At 44.4% G+C, this 21,888-nt stretch carries 20 protein-coding genes; 9 read left to right on the forward strand and 11 right to left on the reverse strand.

Going from position 1 to position 21,888, the window contains the following annotated elements:
- Positions 1-364: 364 nt before the first annotated feature.
- Complete coding sequence (locus F6K64_RS34585; protein WP_008188209.1) at positions 365-1,399, forward strand: phosphate/phosphite/phosphonate ABC transporter substrate-binding protein; 1,035 nt, start codon at positions 365-367, stop codon at positions 1,397-1,399.
- A gap of 264 nt (positions 1,400-1,663) precedes the next feature.
- Here the strand turns inward: F6K64_RS34585 and chrA are convergent, their stop codons facing one another.
- Both chrA and F6K64_RS34595 read right to left on the reverse strand, forming a co-directional pair.
- Positions 1,664-2,902: a chromate efflux transporter gene (gene chrA / locus F6K64_RS34590; protein ID WP_008188210.1), complete on the reverse strand. Its 1,239-nt coding sequence runs from the start codon at positions 2,900-2,902 to the stop codon at positions 1,664-1,666.
- 10 nt (positions 2,903-2,912) lie between these two features.
- Entirely contained in the window at positions 2,913-3,923 is a 1,011-nt protein-coding gene (locus F6K64_RS34595) for a sulfotransferase family protein (protein ID WP_044494777.1), read from the reverse strand.
- A gap of 1,209 nt (positions 3,924-5,132) precedes the next feature.
- On the opposite strand from F6K64_RS34595, the gene F6K64_RS34600 reads away from it, so the two are divergent.
- On the forward strand, positions 5,133-6,827 hold the full coding sequence (locus F6K64_RS34600) for a beta strand repeat-containing protein (protein WP_008188212.1): 1,695 nt from the start codon (positions 5,133-5,135) through the stop codon (positions 6,825-6,827).
- Between the two features lie 388 nt (positions 6,828-7,215).
- Positions 7,216-9,849, forward strand: coding sequence for a beta strand repeat-containing protein (locus tag F6K64_RS34605; RefSeq protein WP_008188214.1), 2,634 nt, complete (start codon positions 7,216-7,218; stop codon positions 9,847-9,849).
- Positions 9,850-10,557: 708 nt separating this feature from the next.
- On the opposite strand, the gene F6K64_RS34610 is transcribed toward F6K64_RS34605, so the two are convergent.
- Together F6K64_RS34610 and F6K64_RS34615 are read right to left on the reverse strand one after the other, a co-directional pair.
- Positions 10,558-10,764 carry a hypothetical protein gene (locus tag F6K64_RS34610; protein ID WP_008188216.1) on the reverse strand — a complete coding sequence of 69 codons (207 nt, stop codon included), beginning with the start codon at positions 10,762-10,764 and terminating at the stop codon, positions 10,558-10,560.
- 194 nt (positions 10,765-10,958) lie between these two features.
- Entirely contained in the window at positions 10,959-12,311 is a 1,353-nt protein-coding gene (locus F6K64_RS34615; protein WP_008188218.1) for a DNA cytosine methyltransferase, read from the reverse strand.
- Between the two features lie 262 nt (positions 12,312-12,573).
- Between F6K64_RS34615 and F6K64_RS34620 the strand changes: the two genes are divergently transcribed.
- From F6K64_RS34620 to F6K64_RS34635, 4 genes are all read left to right on the forward strand, one after another.
- Positions 12,574-12,867 (forward strand): hypothetical protein, encoded by a 294-nt coding sequence (locus F6K64_RS34620; protein WP_229414710.1) that lies wholly within the window; start codon positions 12,574-12,576, stop codon positions 12,865-12,867.
- Positions 12,868-13,177: 310 nt separating this feature from the next.
- Positions 13,178-14,647 (forward strand): sodium/pantothenate symporter, encoded by a 1,470-nt coding sequence (locus tag F6K64_RS34625; RefSeq protein WP_287251102.1) that lies wholly within the window; start codon positions 13,178-13,180, stop codon positions 14,645-14,647.
- 35 nt (positions 14,648-14,682) lie between these two features.
- Positions 14,683-14,811: a hypothetical protein gene (locus tag F6K64_RS34630; RefSeq protein ID WP_267872020.1), complete on the forward strand. Its 129-nt coding sequence runs from the start codon at positions 14,683-14,685 to the stop codon at positions 14,809-14,811.
- Positions 14,812-15,170: 359 nt separating this feature from the next.
- Complete coding sequence (locus F6K64_RS34635; RefSeq protein WP_008182882.1) at positions 15,171-15,731, forward strand: 3'-5' exonuclease; 561 nt, start codon at positions 15,171-15,173, stop codon at positions 15,729-15,731.
- Between the two features lie 577 nt (positions 15,732-16,308).
- On the opposite strand, the gene F6K64_RS34640 is transcribed toward F6K64_RS34635, so the two are convergent.
- The 3 genes from F6K64_RS34640 to F6K64_RS34650 all read right to left on the reverse strand — a co-directional run bounded on the left by F6K64_RS34640 (position 16,309) and on the right by F6K64_RS34650 (position 18,431).
- Positions 16,309-17,082 carry an endonuclease/exonuclease/phosphatase family protein gene (locus tag F6K64_RS34640; protein ID WP_287263728.1) on the reverse strand — a complete coding sequence of 258 codons (774 nt, stop codon included), beginning with the start codon at positions 17,080-17,082 and terminating at the stop codon, positions 16,309-16,311.
- 313 nt (positions 17,083-17,395) lie between these two features.
- Positions 17,396-17,692 (reverse strand): hypothetical protein, encoded by a 297-nt coding sequence (locus tag F6K64_RS34645; RefSeq protein ID WP_008186354.1) that lies wholly within the window; start codon positions 17,690-17,692, stop codon positions 17,396-17,398.
- Positions 17,693-17,708: 16 nt separating this feature from the next.
- A complete protein-coding gene (locus F6K64_RS34650) occupies positions 17,709-18,431 on the reverse strand; it encodes a phosphoribosyltransferase (RefSeq protein ID WP_044493815.1) in 723 nt (240 codons plus the stop codon).
- A gap of 164 nt (positions 18,432-18,595) precedes the next feature.
- On the opposite strand from F6K64_RS34650, the gene F6K64_RS34655 reads away from it, so the two are divergent.
- Both F6K64_RS34655 and F6K64_RS34660 read left to right on the forward strand, forming a co-directional pair.
- Complete coding sequence (locus F6K64_RS34655; protein ID WP_008186358.1) at positions 18,596-19,291, forward strand: uracil-DNA glycosylase; 696 nt, start codon at positions 18,596-18,598, stop codon at positions 19,289-19,291.
- A 10-nt stretch (positions 19,292-19,301) separates the two neighbouring features.
- A complete protein-coding gene (locus tag F6K64_RS34660; protein WP_008186360.1) occupies positions 19,302-19,766 on the forward strand; it encodes an NUDIX domain-containing protein in 465 nt (154 codons plus the stop codon).
- 60 nt (positions 19,767-19,826) lie between these two features.
- Here the strand turns inward: F6K64_RS34660 and sodC are convergent, their stop codons facing one another.
- The 4 genes from sodC to F6K64_RS34680 form a co-directional block, all read right to left on the reverse strand.
- Positions 19,827-20,357, reverse strand: a complete 531-nt coding sequence (gene sodC / locus F6K64_RS34665) for a superoxide dismutase [Cu-Zn] SodC (protein WP_287251092.1) — start codon at positions 20,355-20,357, stop codon at positions 19,827-19,829.
- 17 nt (positions 20,358-20,374) lie between these two features.
- On the reverse strand, positions 20,375-20,503 hold the full coding sequence (locus F6K64_RS34670) for a hypothetical protein (RefSeq protein WP_267872058.1): 129 nt from the start codon (positions 20,501-20,503) through the stop codon (positions 20,375-20,377).
- Positions 20,504-20,648: 145 nt separating this feature from the next.
- Complete coding sequence (locus F6K64_RS34675) at positions 20,649-20,990, reverse strand: hypothetical protein (RefSeq protein ID WP_008186364.1); 342 nt, start codon at positions 20,988-20,990, stop codon at positions 20,649-20,651.
- A 115-nt stretch (positions 20,991-21,105) separates the two neighbouring features.
- Complete coding sequence (locus F6K64_RS34680; protein ID WP_008186367.1) at positions 21,106-21,447, reverse strand: hypothetical protein; 342 nt, start codon at positions 21,445-21,447, stop codon at positions 21,106-21,108.
- Positions 21,448-21,888 lie beyond the last annotated feature (441 nt).

Consider the following 21,888-nt stretch of genomic DNA (forward strand, 5'->3'; position numbering starts at 1 on the left):
TGTGCGCTTGACCTTGGCGAATTTAATTCGCCAAGGTCAAGCGCACCTAAGGTTTTAGGGACTTCGGAGCAGGGAGCAGGGACTTCGGAAGAGGGAAGAGGGAAGAGGTAAAAAAATATGTGTACCTCATGAGGATAAAAAGCGCTATAGTCATGGCTAACTCTACAGGTATATTTTTTCGGCAGTCTTGTGTATACTCGTAACTGCTGACAGTAAAAACTAAGGCTGGCTAGGGTATGTCTAAAACTTTATCGAAACTTTATCAAAGTATCCATCAGGTGAAATAACTCTTGTCAAGAAAAAAATAAGATCTAGTTTAAATTATTTTTATGATTATTTTTCTTAAAGAATTTAATCGGTTTTGATGGTTAAAAATATAGTTAACTCAATAAGTTATCAACAGACAATAATTCATCTGTTGACTGGTGTATCTATTGCTATTATCCTAGGGCTTACCGCCTGCGAGAATAAAAATTCTGCAAACCCATCAGTGATACCCGTTGATACTTCCCATCAACAAGTGTCGGACAATACTGTCCGGGTGGGTGTGCTTATCATTGATAGCGTGGATTCTGTCAAACAACGGTATCAGCCACTCCTAAACTACCTCTCTGGGGTGATTAATCGCCCTTTCTCCTTAGTACCTGTTACCCAAGAAAGTCAATTCATTGAAGTAGCCCAAGGTAATTTGCACTTTACCACCAACAATCCTCTGGCAGCTGTGCAAATCCGTCGGCTCTACGATACGGAGTTTCTACTTACCCACTCTCGACCTCAGGTGGGTACAAAATTTGGTGGTCTGATCATCGTCAGAAGCGATAGCAATATCTACAAGCTGAAGGATCTGCGGGGTAAGAAGGCAGCCTGCGTGGCTTTTCAAACGGCGGCGGCTGGCTGCATTTTCCAAATCTATCATCTGCTTCAACATGGTATTGACCCGTTCCTGGACTTCAGCAGTTTTGTGGAAAACAAATCACAAGACCAGATCGTGCTTGATGTAGTCAACGGCAAAATTGATGTTGGGTTTATCCGTACATGTCAATTAGAAAAGATGGTCAACCAAGGCTTGCTGGAAAACCTGGAACAGCTGAGAATCCTAGAGTCGGCTAAGGACGAATTCTTCTATACTCATACCACCGAGCTCTATCCCGAGTGGCCGATTGCTGCGGTTAAGGGTACTGACCCGCAATTAGTCGCAGCAGTGACCGAAGCGCTTCTAAATATCCCGCCGAACCATCCAGCCCTGGCAGCTGCTAACATAGATAAGTTTTTACCGGCAGAGGATTATGGCTCCCTGGATAAGCTGATTGAAACCTTGAGGCTAAAAAGTTGGGATGCTAATAGGGATCCGTTTAGGAATTCTGGGAACAGGGAACAGGGAGTAGGGAGTAGGGAGTAGGGAGTAGGGAGTAGGGAGTAGGGAGTTTTGTAGGGTGGGCAAGGGGAAATCAATGGGAGCGGTTGGGTTGACGAATCACCTTGCCCACCAGGATTAACTGTGGGTAGCTTGGCTTTTTGGTGGGCAAAAGTCCTAGAGTTTTCAGTACAGCTTATCTGTGATCACCTCTTGCCCACCCTACAGGGTCTTAAAGATTTTTAAGGGAGGTGATCCGCTGTTCCCTGTTCCGGTGATCCGCTGTTCCCTTTGCTATAGCAACCCATTCTAGATTGAGTAAAGTACTAAGCCGAAAATTCCAGCAATCGGGATAATCAACAGCACCTTCACGCGGAACCGCCACATGGCAACTAAGGCTGCGGCAAAGATCACCAGGCTGCCAACATGAAATTCAGCACTCCCAGCTACTACAATAGCAGCGGTAATGATCATGCCAATCACGGCAGGACGAATTCCTGTGAGCGCCGCCTGAATGACTGTAGATTCTTTGATATGTTTCAATAAGTGGGAACAGGTTACCATCAGCAGTCCTGGTGGTAAGAAAATCCCTACTGTTGCTACTATTGCTCCCGAAATCCCTTTCACCACATAACCGATGAAGGCAGCGCTGATCAGAATTGGTCCAGGAGTAATTTGCCCGATTGCGATCGCATTAGCAAATTCTGTCTGAGTCACCCAACCATAAGTATTCACTACCACTTCTTGAATCAGGGGAATGAACACGTAGCCTCCACCAAATAGCATCAGGCTCATTCCGGAAAATGTCACGAATAGTTTCCCGAGGCTGGTTTCCCCCAAAAAGGGTAGGGGAATCAGAGAAAGCAACAGAAAACTCAGGAGGATCACGAAGGTGACTGAGAGCTTCAGCCAGGAAATCCCCTCAATTGACTCCTGAATCGGTTGAGCTTGAGAACTCTCCTGTCCCGACTGCTTAGTGTCACGTAACCAAAACCATCCTAGCAATCCAGAACCCACCACCACTAGCACAGTAATGTAGAATCCTCCTACTACCTTGAGTAGGACTGCCGCTATTAAAGCAATCAGTAGTTCCCGCCAGCCTTTGATCGCTTTTTTGCTCATGCGCCTGGCGGCACTCAAGATAATCGCCGCCACCGCAGGAATAAATCCCGCAAAGGCTTTTTGAAGTGCTGGAATTTCCCCGGCCTGGAGATAAGCAATGGTTAGACCAATTACCAGAATAAAAGAAGGGAGCAACACACCGATGGCACTGACTACAGCCCCATTAGTCCTCCCCAAGCGATAGCCCACATAGGCTACTACATTAGCAGCAACTGGACCAGGTAAAACAGTGGCTAAGGAAATGCTGTCTAGCATATCTTCATGGGTGAGGAGTTTGTTCCGCCGCACCATCCGATTCTCCACCACGGAAATCAGAGCCATGAAACCGCCAAAGGCTGTACTTCCGATCTTGAAAAAGTTCCAGAACAGAAACCAAAGGGATACCGACTCGGAATTTGCCGAGTTTACATGCAGTTTTTTTAACATAGTCAGTTCTTTAAGCCACTACGGTCTGACGTGCTTTAATCTCTTTGAGCAGAGTGGCTTGGCGATCCCGTCGCTTTAAGTCCTCAGGATCCATCGTTTGGCGTGCCTCTGCTTTTAAGCTTTGGTTAATCGCATTAAATTTAGCGATCGCACTGCTGCTGAATTTGATTTCTTTGCCTTTAAGAATTCCAACCCGTTCGTAACCGAGAGCATCAAGTACATCTCCCGCCACCAATTCAAAAATCAGGATTTCCTCATCCGTAGCTTCCTGGAGAAACTTCTTAGTGTTTTGCTTAATTACAGGTTGCGTGACATTACTCCATAGGGAGCTAGAAGTGGCAGCATTCGAGGCTTCCTGGGATTGATGGAAATCCAGAATCTCAGGAGTATAGTGGACGCCAAGAAAATTACACAGATCCTGCAGGGTAGTCTCAGGAGAGCTGATTAGGGTTTCATAACTGATACTGAAAAACCTCTCGGGACTTAGGCGAGAGCGCATCTGGAGTGCTAAACCCTGGGCTTTTGCCCATTCTTGAGCAATATGGTAGAAGTGCTTTTCCCCAACCACTGCCTTTTTAAAAGAAACCGCCACATCTCGACCATCCCGGTACAAATAGATAAATTTAGCGTTTTCCAAGTAAGCGGTAATCTCTGGCAGGTAGTAAACGTTGGCTAAACTTTTGCAACACCATTGCTGTGCTCCCCAAGTTTGTGCCATAATATCGTAAACAGAGGCAAATATCGCCACCAAAGACCGCTCTCGGCAAAGGGAAATGACTTCCTTTGTATCTAAATTCACACCCTCCCAAGGAACGGGATTGAGTTCCACTAAACGACACACATCATTGACTAAGAGGGTAAAGGTGTCCGTTTGACTCAAATCCCCATAGCTAGGTAGTAATGGCATCATCCGCTGCAATATGTGAGGGGAGTGGGGAGCAGCGAGATCACCAATCTGATTCAACATCAGGCGCAATAAATTAGAGCCTGAGCGTTGGGTGCCGATCATAAAAATAGACATAACTTTGAGCTATCCTCATCACTGAATTCCAATTGCTGACCTTGATCACCGATTAAGTAGAAGCAGCCATCAGAAAACGTTGTGGTTGCAATGCACCACAATAAAAGCTTGGTCTTCACCAAACCAACTCTCCCTAGCTGTGAGTGGAGCGGTGTCTAGCTGACTAACCGTAAGCATTCAGCTATTAGCATTCAGCTATCAGCATTCAGCTATCAGCATTCAGATATCAGCATTCAGATATCAGCATTCAGATATCAGCATTCAGATATCAGCATTCAGCTATCAGCATTCAGCTTATGAGCTACGTCACAGGTTTCTAGCCTGTGCCACAAAGCAGACGGCACCTCAAGTAGCGTGAGCTAAAAGCTCACGGCTGACGGCTGTTCACGTAGCGTGCGCGTAGCGCATATGCTTACAAATTGTTTAACAACCGATCAGCGGGTTTATATCTTGGTTGTAAACAAAATTATTGCCGGAAAAGGCATGCATGTAAGAGGTAAAAGGCAAGAGGGGAAAGATATCCGGAGTTTTATTGGAGAATAAAAAAAGACCTCCTATGTTTACATCTGATTTATAAAACCTATAAACCAGATCACACCTTCGTTAACTGATTACCCGATCCGGGGTAACAGCCGAAAATTAAGCACTATCACTAAAGTAGATAGGCTAAATGATTGAAATTAAGACTGTAGGTTAATGGGGTGATGGGAGAATAACACGCTTGTTAAGCCAAATGTGATAGGAATTACTTTATAAATGAAGCAAAACTGAAGCAAAACTGAGAAAAAAAGCAAAACTGAGACAACTGAGACAAAAACTGAGACAACTATTATTCCAACTTATGCTATATAGCGCCTCTGAATAGGATTAATTTCATCGGTTGATGGCTCAACCTGAGATTAGTCTGAGAAAAATATAAGCTCACCCTGGGCTAAGTATGAAAAAAATTATACAACTAAACCTAGTTAAAATAACTGAGCTAAAAAACTGATACAAAAACTGAGACATTAGGCTCTGATCCGAATGCCATTGTAGAAATATAGACACCTTAGCGACTAGACAAAAGCGCTAATGCCCTGTTAAAACCTATGGTTTTTGCCTAAGGGTCAATGTTTGCCTGAGGTTAAAAACATTACACTGGTCTATTGCCGGTAGACCAGTGTTTACTTCCACTCTCAACTTAATTCACTTGCATTCGGAGGAACTTTCATGTCAAACACTTTTATTCCCACTGGAGAAACTCTAACCGAGCCAGTAATACTACCCGGAGTAGGGGATTCTTTAACCGTATTCGGTACATTGGATGTTGATGGTAGTGCTGTTGATATCACTGGCACTAATGCCAGCATCTTTAACGCAGAAACAGGCACAATTGATGGTAGCTTCAATGGTGTCAACTTCGTTAATGGTGGTGTTTCTTCTGGCACATTAACCAACCAAGGCTTGATTACCAGTGATAGTCGTCCCGTCAACATCGGTGGTCAGAACATCAAGGTTGATAACTTAGCCCAGATTATCTCCTCTGCCAGTCCGAGGGATGGTGTCGTTTACGCTGACCAGACCGCTACATCCTATGATATTTTCAATGGTCCTGATGCTGTAATTGATGTGGGTGAGGGGAATGATGGAGATGCCATTTCTCTACAACTCGGTGCTAATGTCACAGGCAGTGTGGTTAATCAAGGTACGGTGACCGGACGTGGTGTGCCGGTGGGTAACAACCAAGCTACTGCGATTCGCCTCAGACAGGGTACTGACATCGGAGGAGCGGATGTCTCAGTCTTCAATGGTGATATTGTCAATGAAGGCACTTTGATCTCAGAAACTGATAGTGGTATCCTGATTGAGTCGGGAGTAGAACTCAATGGTACCATCGTTAACAACGGTACGATTGATGGTGCTTTCAACGGCGTCAGCTTTGCCAATGGCGGTACCTCTTCTGGCGCGCTGCAAAATTTCGGTACTATCACTAGTGCTAGTCGTGCCGTAAATATCGGTGGTCAAGATATTAGCCTTCAAAACTTCGGTCAGATTCTCAGCTCTGCCAGTCCCCGGGATGGTGTGGTTTACACTGACCAGAGTGCGCTTTCCTACTCGATTGTCAACGAAAGTAGTGGTCTGATCGATGTGGGTGAAGGCAATGATGGGGATGCCATTTCTCTACAACTCGGTGCTGATGTCACAGGTAGTGTGATTAATCGGGGTACGGTGATCGGACGTGGTGTGCCGGTGGGTAACAACCGAGCTACTGCTGTTCGCCTCAGACAGGGTACTAATACTGACCTCTCAGTCTTCAATGGTGATATTGTCAATGAAGGCACCTTGACCTCAGAAACTGATGCGGCACTGCTGATTGAGGACGGAGTCGAACTCAACGGCGAAATCATTAATAGGGGCACTATCAACGGTGGTGTTGTTGCAGGCAGCCCTCAGGTGGGTATTGATGTTCAGGATGCTGAGGGTGACGTAACTATTGTTAACCAAGGCACTATCAACGGCGATGTTCTACTCAGTGGTGGTGATGATACCTATGATGGGATCGCAGGCACTGTTAACGGTACTGTTTTCGGTAATGAGGGCAATGATACTCTGATTGGTGGTAGCGCTAATGATGTCTTGAACGGAGGGGTTGGCAATGACTTGTTAACTGGCAATTCAGGTGCAGACATCTTCGCCTTCGGCAGTGAAATCTTCCAAGACGGTCTCCAGGACTTTGACCAAATCACTGACTTTGAGGCAGGGGATGCCTTTGATTTCGCTGATGAATTCTTGGGCAATATTAGTTTCGGTCGCGAAACAGTTAGTGGTCAAGAAGCCGTAGTAGCCATCCTTGGCGGCGAGGATAATCTGACTGTATTCGGCAATCTCGATGCTGCTGAGCAGGCACTTGATGTATTTGTCTAACACAAAAGTGTCATCCCAAGACTGTTAGCGATCGCTAGTTAGATTAGCGATCGCTTTTAGCGTGACCAAAGGTCAATCGCATTTTTTTTCTCAGCTAAATGGTTACATATAGCGGTTTGCGACTTTATTTTTTACAAATTTCTGGGTTTTTAGGGAGCAGGGAGCAGGGAGCAGGGAGCAGGGAACAGGGAAAAAATCCTGTGTACCTTATAGTTATGAAAAACGCCATAGCAATCCGTTTAGGAATTGTGATAATTTTTATTCCCTGTTTCCTTTGCTATATTTTTATTAATTTTTATTGTCTTTTTAAATAATTGTTAAATCAGTAAACCTTAACTCCAACTTTATGAAATAATCCGAGAAATCGGGAGCATTTTGATTGATAAACATGAAACCTCGGATTGACCGACTTGTGGCAGCAAGTCCCTTTGTTCTGTGTTCTCTATTAGCTGCAACTACGGCATTAGGGCAAATCACCCCAGATAATACCGTCGGTAATGAACGGTCTGTAGTAACGCCCAATGTTGATGTTAACGGGAACCTAGCAGATTTAATTGAAGGTGGGGCGATTAGAGAAAGCAATCTATTCCACAGCTTTCAAGATTTTAATGTGGCCGAGTTTGGACGAGTTTATTTTGCGAATCCAGCAGGAATTGAGAACATCCTCAGTCGGGTAACGGGAGGTAATGTTTCCAATATTTTGGGGACTCTAGGAGTGTTGGGCAATGCTAATTTATTTTTGATCAATCCCAACGGTATTGTCTTTGGTCCCAATAGCATACTGGATATTGGAGGTTCATTTTTTGGGAGTACTGCTGATAGTGTGTTGTTTGAAGATGGCACAGTATTCAGTGCTAAAAATCCGAATGGTAAACCGTTGTTGACGATTAATATTCCCTCTGGGTTGCAATATGGTTCTAATCCCGGGAGTATTACTAATCAATCTAGTCTGTTTCAGGTACCAAATGGTCAAACCTTAGGGCTAATTGGTGGTGACATTAATATTCCTGGTGGTAATTTAACAGCAACCGATGGACGCATTGAGCTGGGGAGTGTTGGTTCTAATAGTGTAGTGAACTTGACCCCAAAAGATACTAGTTTTGTGTTGGATTATTCAGGAGTTCAAGAGTTTCAGGATATTAGTTTGTCTGAGAGGGCTATAGTCATTACCAGTGGGGAAGGTGGTGGGAGTATCCAGGTGCAAGGGGCTAATGTGACTTTACGCGATCGCTCTTTTGTTTTTGCGAGAACCAACGGCAGTGGAAGTGGCGGTCGCATAGTTGTTAAGGCTTCTCACCTCAGCCTTGAGGGTGGTTCTAGGATAACTACAGATGTATTGGGCTCAGGACAGGGGGGAGATTTGATAGTGAATGCCACTGAATCTGTTCGAGTAATTGGTGTATCGGCTGATGGTAATTTCAGCCTCTTGGGAGCCCGAGTTTTTCCAGGAGCAACAGGAAATGGGGGAGATTTGAGTATTACCACTGGTCAGTTAATGGTCTCTGATGGAGCAATTGTTTCAGCTAGGACTTTTGGTGAAGGGGACGGGGGAGATTTGACTGTGGATGCCGACTCAAAGGTTCAACTGATTGGTACCTCAGCCGATGGTCGGTTTCCCAATGGCTTGTTTGCTCAAACTTTTGGGACAGGAAATTCGGGAGATGTGAATATTGCTACTGGGCAGTTAATTGTCAAAGATGGAGCAATTGTTTCAGCTAGCACTTTTGGTGAAGGGGACGGGGGAAATTTGACTGTTGATGCCGACTCAAAGGTTCAACTGATTGGTACCTCAGTGGATAGTCTGTTTCCCAGCGGCTTGTTTACTCAAGCTAATCGGGAAGCAACAGGAAATGCGGGAGAGTTGAAGATTACCACTGGGCAGTTAATGGTCTCTGATGGAGCACAAGTTGCAGCTAGGACTTTTGGTGAAGGGGACGGTGGAAATTTGATAGTGAATGCTTCCGAAAAGGTTCAACTCATTGGAACATCAGCCGATGGTCGGTTTGTCAGTGGCTTGTTTACTCAAGCTCAAGGAACAGGAAATGCCGGAAAGTTGTTGAATATTACCACTGGGCAGTTAATTGTCTCTGATGGACCGGTTAGTGCTAGAAGCTTTGAACAGGAGAATTCAGCAGGGGAGGTAAAGATTAATGCCAACTCTATCTTCCTTAACAACAATGGAATCATCGCAGCAGAAACAGCAGGAGGAGACAAAGGCAATATTACTCTATTTTCCCGTAACATCCGACTCCTCAACGAAAGCAAGATTAGAACTGACGCCCAGAATGTAACTGGGGGCAATATCACCATTGATACTGAAACCTTAGTCGGTCTGGGAAATAGCGACATCACCGCCAATGCTGAATTTGGCCCAGGAGGTAGTGTTGAGATTAATGCCCAAGGCATCTTTGGTTTAGAGTTTCGAGACCGTCTAACTCCAGACAATGACATCACCGCCACCTCCACCCTTGGCTCATCCTTCAACGGTGATGTAATCCTCAACATCTCCCAGGTAGACCCCACCTCAGGCTTAACGGAATTACCAGCAAGCCCCGTAGATGCAGAAGCGATCCTGGCCAATGACCTTTGTGGCTTTGAAAATAATCGGATTGCTGGCGGGAGTTCCTTTATCATTACCGGAAAAGGCGGTTTACCAGCTAGTGCAGAAGATCCGGTGATTAATGCCCACAGAACAGTGAGGTGGCGAACTCGTCCTGGCTTACCCAGCAGCAGCAGGAAACAATCATTACAGCAATTACAGCAGCAACCTTCAGTGATACAGCCTCAACCTCCCGAAGAAAAAAAAGTGATTATCGAAGCCCAAGGCTGGGTCAGAGCAAAGGATGGCACAATTATTCTGACTGCGCAACCGTTTAGGGGGACTCCTGTTGATCAGATATTGCCCCATCTTGATTGCCATTCGGGAGGAGGGAATCGGGAGGAGGGAATCGGGAGGAGGGAATCGGGAGTCGTCAGCCATCAGCCATCAGCTATCAGCCAAAGGCCAATGGCTGACAGCTGACAGCTGACGGCACCTCAAGTAGCGTGCGCGTAGCGCATATGCTTACCGGGAGTCGGGAGATGAGGAGAATTATCGGGGAAATTATTGTATATTTGGATACATATTTTTAGGGATTTATACCCAATAGTTACCAGAGGGTTTAAGAAAAGTTGCACCTGGCTGACAAGAAACGATCAGCCAGAGTTCAATGCAACTATCAACTCACAAATTTTAATCATAACAAAAACTGAGATCAACACTGATCTCTTTTGGATCTAGGTAAGCTGTTTGAGCTAGTGGTGCGTTACGGGCAGCAACCTAACCCTGGCTACGAGGCGGAAAATGAGCGCTCCCCTAACGCACCACTAGCAACTGAATCTCTTTACTAGCAGATGGGGTGCTCGGTTGCTCGGTTGCTCAGCTGATGGGAAAAATTTGTATTAAGGCTAATTATCCTCAGATGATATAATTCAAGGTTGGGGGTTGTTTGATATCATGTCCGGATAATTAGTGATAAAAAACTTTCTGAGATTAAACCTTACTCCTTTACTTCTGCCTTCTGCCCTCTGCCTTATGCCCTCTGCCTTGCTTTCCCCAAAGTGTAAGTATTCAACGGGAAATTATATCACTTGCTGCCAACCACAGGTTTAAGAGCGCACAGGGTTCGGGCGCAAGGGAAGCGCCCCTAGAATTGATTGGTTTGACGCTCATGATCAGAAGTGATATAGTTTATTCCACTACTCGAATCAATCCACGGTTCAAACCGTCATAAATCTCTTGGACTAGGGTTTGCTCTTCTAGTGAAAGTGATGCCTTGGCTAGTAAAGCTGACATAAAGAGCTGTTGGTCAATGCGGGTAATTTGGCGCATATGAATAATACGCTTAGCTATTTGCTTAACCGGGAATTTGGGGAAGATGACTTGAAAGGATTTCATGGGCTCCACATAATCTCTGTAATTTTAACTATCGACAATTTTGAAGAGATCTTCTGTGAGAGAAAGTCCTACCTAGTAGTGATTCGAGATCAAGATTTGTTGTGATAGGATAGGGCTTAAGCTGTGATCTGAGTTACAACGATGGCAGACTAGTAGCCGATCAGGGTTGACGGTCGTTATATACAGCATCTTTTCTATGAGAAGAGAACGACAGGAGAAGGGAAGCAGCAGATTAGAAAAGGAATAAATACTACTATATTCCAATACTTAGATGCCTGTAACTGTTTAAAGGTTAATAGTTTGGCATCTGAGAGCTTTATAGTTGTGGTTGGCACTGATGGTTGAACCGCCAACGCTGTCATAATTTGTTTACCCAAAACCCGTCCTAATCGTGGTGGTACAGCATTCCCCACCTGTCGAAATCCATGCCATTTGGTCCCGTGGAAGCGAAACCAATCTGGAAATGAGTGCAGTCTAGCGGCCTCTCGCACGGAGATCACCCGTGGGTAATCAGGATGAATGGGGCGAGGAGAGGTGTAGCGACCGTTTTTATAACCAGTACCTGCTCTGAGGGTATGGCAAGGTTTATCCCAGTGTAAGCGTCGTAAGCGACTGGTAGTTTCTACCTCGCCCATGGGTGTGTTTCTAAACCGCTCAATCGAGCCTTCGGTGTGGTGGGTTTGCAGGGAACTGGTCAATAGTTGAGGATGCCACTGGCGGGGATAGGCAAAGTTACCAGGATCGGTGATCAAATCCCGTAACTTTTCTACATAGGGCATGGCTAAAGCTTGGAGCAGGTCTAGCTGTTCTGGTGTTAGTTCAACACAATCGCTTTTCTGGAGTTCAGGAAAATCATCTAAGTTAGGCAAGTCTGCGATCGCATCCTTAACAGTTACCCATTGGTGAGAGGATAGTTCTGAGGAAGGATAAGCCACTGGTGCTTCCCCAAGCCTAGAACCGAGTAAAAACAACCGCCGCCGTTTTTGTGGCACACCAAAATCTGCTGCATTCAAGACCTGTACTGGTTCAGTTATAGTGTACCCAGCTGCTTTAAACTCACTGATTAGCTGCTCGAACAGGTGTTGGTATTTGTTCTGAGCTAAGCCTGGAACATTCTCCATCACAAAGTAGCGTGGTTGGAGTTCTTTGACCAAACGGCAGAACTCAAACACTAAATTATTGCGTACATCATCTACTTGACGCTTACCGATCAACGAGAATCCCTGACAAGGGGGTCCACCAATGACCAGATCAATGACTAGATCAATGGTAGAAACCTGCGATGAAACCTCTGTACAGTGTTGGTTTTGCTCCCTTTCAGTCCCCCACTCCCTCAGGGCTTTCTGAATTTCTTGACCAGACAGGGTAGCAATGTCGGTACATAAAACCTTGGTTTGAGGGGAATTGAAGGCATACACTGCCCCATGAATTGGGTCTTGTTCAACGGCGAGGGCAACATCAAAGCCCGCCTGCTCAATCCCTAGGGAGAAACCACCAGCACCAGCAAATAAATCAACGGCTAACGGTCGATGAGGGAAATTTGCCATGCCGTTTATGGTAGTCTAATGTTTATTGCGCTGCACGCTTCGGAACAGGGAACAGGGAACAGGGAACAGGTAATGACAAACCTTGTCACATAGCGCTGCTCACGAAAATAGGCAAATTAAATGGACACTAGCTTACCTATAATTGTTGATCAGTAGGAAACACTATTGTTTACCATACCTTAGTTAGTACTCTCTTTTACCATTCACATTAATCTAGCTCTCACAGAAGTCGCGAGTAGTAATAGCAATCCGTGTAGGAATTGTGATAATTTTGATGCCATATTCCCTACTCCCTACTCCCTACTCCCTACTCCCTACTCCCTTTGCTAAAGTGCTGATGCCAATTTTAAAATCCTCATTTTTCTGGTTTTTCTGCTTTACGGTAATTTTCCTGCTATCCCAAGATTTCTGGTCTTGGCAGCAAGACATTTCCTTCTCCTTGCTCCATCTTCCCCCCTGGGTATTCTATTTTATTGCCTTACAAATTCTCCTCGCAGTCGCGTTGTTACTATTTGTGGTAAATTTCTGGGAAACTTCGTCTAAGGAAGACCGTTAAAAATATGACACTAGCTTGTAGGGTGGGCAAAAACAGTTTGCTTCTTTTGAGTATTCTAGATTATATTACTTTGCCCACCCTACTTTAATTAGTAGGGTGGGCAAAAACAGTTTGCTTCTTTTGAGTATTCTAGATTATATTACTTTGCCCACCCTACTTTAATTGGTGTGATAGCTGATAGTTGATAGTAGGGTGGGCAAAAACAGTTTGCTTCTTTTGAGTATTCTAGATTATATTACTTTGCCCACCCTACTTTAATTGGTGTGATAGCTGATAGCTTACACTTCGTCTAAGGAAGACCGTTAAAAATATGACACTAGACTCGATTATTCCCTATGTTGTGCTGGCAGGGTATTTATTAGTAACCCTTGTGGTAGGTCTAGTTGGTTATCGCCAACAAAAAAACACTCCTGATGATTATTTTTTAGCTGACCGTAACATGGGAGCAATTCTCCTATTTTTTACCCTAATTGCTACCAATTTCAGCGCCTTCGCTTTTCTAGGATTTTCAGGATCAGGGTATCGCATTGGTCTGAGTTATTACGGAATGATGGGGTTTGGAACTGGCTTAATCGCACTAACCTTTTATTTTATCGGTTATCGAGTCTGGCTTTTAGGCAACAAACACGGCTTAATCACGCCTTCTGAATTGATTGAAGCCCGTTTCCGTAGGACAGGTGTATCCCCTGGGATTAGCAATACCCTCAAATTAATTTTTCTGGCGGTTATGGTAATTTTCACCATTCCCTACTTAACCCTGCAACCGATTGGAGCTGGCTATATTATTGAAACGTTAACCAATGGACAAATTCCCTATTTTACAGGGGCTACCTTTTTGACAGTTGTGATCGTGCTATATGTGTTCATGGGGGGGATGAGAAGCGTTGCCCTAACCGATGTTATCCAAGGGGTTTTAATGTTTACCTTAATGTTAGCGGCATTGGCAGCAATTGCTTCTAGTTTAGGAGGGATTGCTGAAGCTAACCGTACTGTCTACACCCTCAAACCAGAATTGTTTTCTCGACAGGGTATAGATAATTTTTTTACACATCGTAAGTGGTTTAGCTTTATGATTCTCTGGATGCTTAGTGTCCCTATGTTTCCCCAGATGTTCATGCGCTTTTATGCTTCAAAAACTAGTAATTCTCTAAAAGTTTCGGTAGTGATGTATCCCCTGGTAAGCGCTACCATGTTTATTTGTCCGGTGCTAATCGGAATGTGGGGACATATTTCCTTTTCTGACCTGACAGGAAAAGCATCTGATCAAGTGTTTCCGATGATGCTAACAGAACATACACCAATCTGGCTAGCCTCCTTAGTGATGGTGGGAGCATTAGCTGCAATGATGTCAACCTTAGACTCCCAGCTTTTGGCCCTCAGTTCCATGCTAACCAGAGATATTTATTTTGCTTATTTCCGTAAAACCGCTTCCCTCAAAGAACAAACCTTTGTTGGTAGAGTACTGATTGTTTTATTGGCAATTATTGGTTTAATTATCGCCAAAAATCCCCCAGGTACGATTACTGCGATCGCAACCCAAGCCTTTACCGGATTAGCAGTACTGTTTCCGACGGTAATTGCAGTATTGTATAGCAAAACTATTCATCCTCTAACCTGCATTGTATCGATTCTTGTGGGTGAAGCCGCAGTGATTGGCTTTCAGTTGGGGATTATTCCCAAAAGTCTTACCTTCGGTTTTCTGCCAGTTGTCCCTATTGTTGCTCTTTCAGCATTAATTATTGTTGTGGGATCAATCAAGCCGATCCGGAGACTTGATTGATATAAGGGAGTCGGGAGTCGGGAGCGGTGCGACCCGTGGCGAATTTAATTCGCCAACGGAAAGCGCACCGAGGGAGTCGGGAGCAGGGAGCAGGGAGTAGGGAGCAGGGAACAAGGAAAAAATCTTGTGTACCTCATTACTATGATAAATGTGGTCAGTGCTGAGTCTTGAGTAGACGTGCTTGAGAACTTGTATTATATTATAATACAAGTATATGACTTAGTTAAAAGCGTCTTGAAAACCTTGTAGGGGGGAAGCATTTGGGCAATCAATGTAGGCTGACACCCTAGTAAGTCTGTCCAAATACCTCCCCCTTCCCACCAGTAAAGAGACTACAAGGGATGCCAAGGGTGAACAACCGTCAACCAACCTTCAACCTTCAACCTTCAACCTTCAACCTTCAACCTTCAACCTTTAAGCTTCAACTTGCCAACCTTCAACCTGCCAACCTTCAACCGTCAACCGTCAACCTTCAACCTTTAACCTTCAACCTTCAACAAACGTCAACTAGCCGGAGGCTAATATGTCCAAAAAACTCGACCAAATTCTTGTTGTGGATGTTGAAGCCACCTGTTGGCAAGGGAAGCCACCCCCAGGACAAGAAAACGAAATCATTGAAATTGGGATTTGTGTATTGGATGTTGTTTCTGGGAAGCCCCTGGAAAAAGATAGTATTTTGGTAAAACCAGAACGCTCAAGGGTCAGTGAATTCTGTACCAAACTGACTACATTAACCCAGGAGCAAGTTGACCAGGGAATTTCTTTTGTTGAAGCGTGTTCAATGCTACAGGATAAGTATTTATCTGCTCGGCGAGTGTGGGCAAGTTATGGGGATTATGATCGAAATCAATTTCAGAAACAGTGTACATCTCGTTTTTTGAGATATCCCTTCGGCACTAGACATATCAACATCAAGACCTTGTTTGCGATTAGTCAAGCTTTGCCCCATGAAGTTGGTATGGCACAAGCTTTGGATTTACTAAATTTACCGTTGGAAGGTACTCACCACCGGGGAGGAGATGATGCTTGGAATATTGCTCGGATATTCTCAAGGTTACTCTTGCAATTAAGAAATACAGGATGATATCGACTAGAGTTATTCCAGAAATAGGGAATCGGGAATCGGGAATCGGGAATCGGGAACAGGGAATCGGGAATCGGGAATCGGGATAATAATTTATGAAGACAGTATCAAAAACGATCCATCGCGGTCTTTCGTAATGTTTATCAGCCCTGTTTTAAACTTACATGGTTTTTAATAGCTATCAGGTACACAGGATTTTTTTACTATTACCTCTTTTTGCTTCCTAGGAGCAGGGTTGTTTCATTGTTAATTTTTTGGTTAACTGAACCTCATGCATGAATGGTAGCAGGGCTGTTTCATTCTCGACCCTAAAATTCATAGTTGAGCAATGTTAGAGCCCTGCTTTATGTAAGTAGGTGGGGATAAATCAACTTTCAAACTCAAAATCAAAAAATGAATCTGAAAGCCTTTATCAAAGGTGGTTTTCAGCACTTTGAATTTCAATCGCTATTTTACGGATAATTAAGCCTACCTACTTATGCAGGTGCCTATTCCAATAAAATACTGAAAAAACTGGAAGCAGAAGCTTAAAATATACTCAGTTACGATAAGAATTTAGTGCCGCCAACAGACATTCTCAAGTTATGTTGTAAACAACAGGGCAATGATCGAATTCTCTCAATATCTCGATCCATCTTGTTTCAGCTGTTGGATTTTCGCAATTTGGCAAAGAGTTCACGGTTCGATTCGCCCCCTTCATGACATAGTCAATTACATTATGTGGATCAATTTTCTTATAAATAACAGTTCCTGTTTTTACAATATGAAGATTAGGATCTGGTCCTTTAGTATTACCATCTATTTTGTTCCATTGCGTGAAGTTTAGTGAGACTTGTGCAGGTGGAGTTGTTTGCCAACTATATGGATGTTTTGCTACCGAACCTACAGAGTTTATCGGATAGTTAAAGTCACCACCGACAATCGCACCTTTATCTTTAGAAATATGATCTTTAACCGCTGCGACTGCTGCCTGACCTCCCTTTTTTGATGCATTTGCGTGTATCACCCAGAGTGAAAAGTCTTTCCAAGTTGGATTTGTCACTTTCAGGAGCATACGTTTTTGTTCCAGCCCTGGAAACCGCAGCGCTCGTGCTTGATATGGATTGCCATGTTTTTGCAAAGCCCATAGCTGCTTATTTGTTGGGTTATCATTCTTATCCAAGGTGTTGACAAACGCGAGCCCTTGCATACCTGTTAAGTTTTCTAAGTCTGTTTGACTGAATGTGTTACCGACTTCCTCCAACAGAAGCAAGTCAAGATTCATTTCGTGACACCAGGTGTCGAAGGTTCTTCTCCGGCCTTCTGAGGAAGTCTTCCCCATGTTTATATTCCAGAATGCTACTTTCACCATCGGACAATTCTCCTTTCTTGAATTCCAGCGCAAGGCCAACAATAACCCAGGGCTGTTTCATTGTCAATTTTCCGCTTCACTGAACCTCCCGAATGGCAGGGGTTCCGCTCCTGTTTTTCTATTATTAAAAATAGTATAAAAAAACGGCTATTTGCTTACCAAAAGCGGCTTTGAGCCCCTCAACCATGAATTTTATGGTCGAGCATTGATGCCGCAGCTATGCACAAAGCCGGTTACAGCTTCTATTGTTCTGATAATGGCATTTGGTTAGTGGATTCGGTATCACCAGAATATTTACAGTTCACATTTGAGTCTAAATGTAATCCAAAAGGTGAGAAAAAGCATAAAAGCTGTAGAGGAGCAACAGGATAGCCATGACCTGCACCATACGGGAATTAGAGGAAGGCATGGTTGTACCCCTTACCCACATGGATACGGCTGCTCCCATGGCAAAGCTAGAACTGAGTACCAGATAGGGCCAGTCACTGGTATATCCCCAGGTGGCTAGTAAAGCCATTGCCAATGAGGTCATCATTAATTCAACGAACTCTGGTGGATTGTACTGGCTTGAAAGCACTAATGTTCGCCACCAAAACTGCCAAAGTCTCATAAATTAAAGCAGCTAGTTAATGCTCTAAGCTAGCGTTGACTGAGGACTCTGATATTATAATATAGTTATGCTTATTGTTATGCTGCTGTAAGTCGCTGAGAGCTTCTTCGGTTTGAACTTGAGGAAAGTTGAGGTAGAAGCGGCTAACACTCAGAAAGGGTTCTGGTGTTTGTAAGATAACCATGCGATCGCACCACTTTGATAACCACTTGATTAATCCTCCTGGTGCCACTGGTGTGCAAATCCAGACCTGTGCTGGATTGTGGGCTTTTACTGCTTCCGTTGCTGCTGCTATGGTCATCCCAGTAGCAATGCCATCATCAACCAGCAACGCTAGCGCCCCAGTAGGATTGGTTTTCGGGCAACCCGGTTGGAGTTGAGCTAGCTGAGCTTGGGCTTTTTCTTGAGCTTGAGCTAATAGTATTTCCCGCCATTGAGCATTTTTGTTTGGCCATCGCCTTTGCCCAGACCACAGTACAACTCCGGAGGAAGTCACCGCACCGATTGCTAATTCTGGGTTGCTAACCGTAGCAATTTTTTTTGCCACTACAATATCTAGCGGACAATCCAGTGCTTGAGCGACTGGTGCTGCTACTGGGATACCCCCCCGAGGTAGTGCGTATACAATAGGTGTTGCATCAATACCTGTAGCGTGCAGCCTGCTCACCAAGGGGATAAGTGCTTGAGCAAGCTGCTCACCGGCATCAGCGCGATCGCTAAACAGCGGGGCAGTGTACATGGCTTCCTCCGGCATGAAGTTGCCTGATATGTATTATAATTACTGATTTTTGTCAAGATTACTGTATCAAAAGAAAGAATTGTAATAATTAGTTGCTCACAATCTCCTCAATCTACTATTAGTAGTAAGGTGCCTTATGCCTGCAAAAATTTCTGTGAGTCCTCATGTCCAACGGAGAACAACTTAGTCTTTTTGACGAGTCAGAGTTAACCCCATCAAAGCCCAACAATGTCCAAAGGGACCTAATCCCCACTGATGCCAAAATCCCTATTCCTGCTGGCACTTACGACACCATGGAATCCTTGACAGAACACTGTCAATCTTGCCAACGCTGCGAATTAGGAGCTACCCGCACTAAGGCTGTTATTGGACGTGGCAACCCTAAGGCCCTAATTATGATTATTGGGGAAGGACCGGGTAAACAAGAAGATGAGACTGGTATGCCCTTTGTAGGCAGAGCAGGGAAACTGTTGGAGAAAATTTTGGCATCTGTGAAAATCGATACTGAACAAGATGTATATATTTGTAATATGGTCAAGTGCCGACCTCCTGGTAACCGCACTCCTACTCCTAATGAAATTGAGGCGTGCAAACCTTACTTGTTGGAACAAATTCGCCTAGTAGAACCCCAAATTATTCTTTTCACTGGTGCTACAGCGGTCAAAGGCTTAACTGGTAACAAGCAGGGCATTACTAAAATTCGCGGCACCTGGATGGAATGGGAAGGGCATAAGTGGTGTATGCCAATTCTCCATCCTGCTTACTTACTGCGGAATCCGAAACGAGATCCAGGTAGTCCAAAGTGGATGATGTGGCAAGATATCCAGAAAGTGCGTGCTAAGTTAGACGAGATTCGATGAAACTTCAAAAATGATTATTGATGAAACTTGGTATCAACGACCACCTGGAGTTTCTGAGGCTACCTCCGCTGGTGGTATTGTTGCCCGCCGTTGGGAGCAGCAGATATACATTGCTCTAGTTCAAGAAGGCAATAGACTTGAATACGTTTTACCGAAAGGTCATGTAGAACCAGGAGAAACTATTGTAGAGGCAGCAGAGCGAGAAATTGCGGAAGAAGCGGGCTTAAATGACCTAAAATTTATTGCTGAACTGGGAGTTAAGGAACGATTAGACTTTGCCAAACAGTGTTGGAAAAAGACTTACTATTTTTTGTTCATTACTGACCAAATTGACGGCACTCCTACTGATCCAAATCTCAGTTACCAGCTGCGGTGGTTTCCGATAGATGAATTACCAACATTATTCTGGCCAGAACAACAAGAACTGATTCAAACCAATAATAAGCTGATCCAAAAGTCTTTAGGGATTGAATAAGAAATGGGGAATATCAAATTCCCCATCAGTTACTGTTAACTAAAAAGCACAACACTATTGCTAAATCACACCACAAGCCACTCGAGCACCACCCCCTCCCAAGGGTTTGGGAATATCTGAATAATTGTCACCTTGAGCGTGAATGATCAGAGAGTGACCCTTAAGGTCAGCAACCTTTAACCGTGGGGCTACTACTGGAGTCTTAGCAACACCCTGTTTATTAACCACTAGCCTTGGCAAATCACCTAAATGACCATTACCGAATGGTCCTTCATGTTTGCCGGTATTTTCTGGATCATAATGACCACCAGCAGCTAAGCCAGAAACTACTTTACCTTCCTTCTGGCCTGGACCACAGTTGGGCTTTGCATGGACATGGAAGCCATGTTCTCCAGGAGTTAATCCAGACAGATTCGAAGTTAGCTGCAGACCCTTCTCGGTTTGGGTTGCTTTGACAATGCCAATCTCTTCACCAATGCCTTTGGTATCAGTCAAATGCATGGTGACGGTTAGTGGTGTTGACACGGATTGATTGGAACAAGCCGAGATTATAAATATTGCGATCGCAGCTAATAGGCTGATAATTTTCATACTCAACTACACCCCACTTACAGATAGGTCTCCAAGGGTTTGAGATCCTTTTGGATTTCCGTTTCGCTATTCCCTACCGTAACTTTTTTGAGCTTGAGCTGAGTTTTCCATCCTTCTACGGTCAGACAAAGTAGGATGATGATCACTATCGAGCTCAGGGCTCTCAACTGGAGTATACAACAGTGACGCGCTGATTCTAGAGAAAATCAGCTGACAGCGGTCAGCTGACCGCGTAGCTTGCGTGGCACAGGCTTCGACGCTGGGAGGTAGCGCATATGCGCTACCTAAGTATTAATCCCGATCCAGGTTGGATAGTTGAGTGTTCACATGAGCCAGATAGCTAGAATCATGGATGGTTTCTGGGGATAATCTTCCTCTTGCAATAGCACTGGCTACGAGGTCTTTGGCGGTAATTCTCTTGCTTTTTATAGCGCTGATGAAAGCAGCATTACTGGGAATACCTTGGTCAGCAAAGTAGCCTTGATAACCGAGATAGACCAGGTTAAACGGTTGAACTTCGACAATATTGTTACGGCTGGTGGTGGAGTTGGCAGCGATTTCCGATGCTAAGACGGGAGTGGTAGCGGTGGCAATCAACAAAGTGCCTAAACTGCCAAGTACGAGACGTTTCATTTTTGTTCCTCCTAGGGTTGATTCGCTTAATTGGTTAACTGCTTATCTTTAATTACTAGAATGTAGGTCTTAACTTATGTAAGCATTCAGCTATCAGTTAATGTTTACATAAGTATTAATCCCGATCCAGGTTGGATAGTTGAGTGTTTACATGAGCCAGATAGCTAGAATCATTGATAGTTTCTGGGGATAATCTTCCTCTTTCAATAGCACTGGCTACGAGGTCTTTGGCGGTAATTCTCTTGGTTTTTACAGCGCTGATGAAAGCAGCATTACTGGGAATACCTTGGTCAGCAAAGTAGCCTTGATAACCGAGATAGACCAGGTTAAACGGTTGAACTTCGACAATATTGTTACGGCTGGTGGTGGAGTTGGCAGCGATTTCCGATGCTAAGACGGGAGTGGTAGCGGTGGCAATCAACAAAGTGCCTAAACTGCCAAGTACGAGACGTTTCATGTTTGTTCCTCCTAAGGTTGATTCGCTTAATTGGTTAACTGCTTATCTTTAATTACTAGAATGCAGGTCTTAACTGAGGAGGAAGTGACCGTTAACTGAGAATTTGATAAGGTGTTGCTAAGGAAACTGAATTAACCCTGGTTGACTGACAAAACTAATCAACCACGTACTGGTACGAAAGTATTTTGAATTCCAGTCGATACCGTCGTTTATCATGTTGTTTTCGTGAGGCCATCACCGGGTCAGGATCATGAGCAACTCAGGTGCGACCCGTGGCGAATTTAATTCTTAATGGTAAGAGCGCACCTATGTGAAACGAACCCGACGAATCAGTCTCCAGGCATTTTCCCTCGGAGGCTTTGACATCATGTTTATCACTACCCTCGCCTTGACCTACTGGTTTGCCGTAATATCATGTCAGGATAATTACCCTTAATAAAA

Source organism: Moorena sp. SIO3A2, from assembly GCF_010672265.1.
In the GTDB taxonomy this organism is placed as follows: domain Bacteria; phylum Cyanobacteriota; class Cyanobacteriia; order Cyanobacteriales; family Coleofasciculaceae; genus Moorena; species Moorena producens.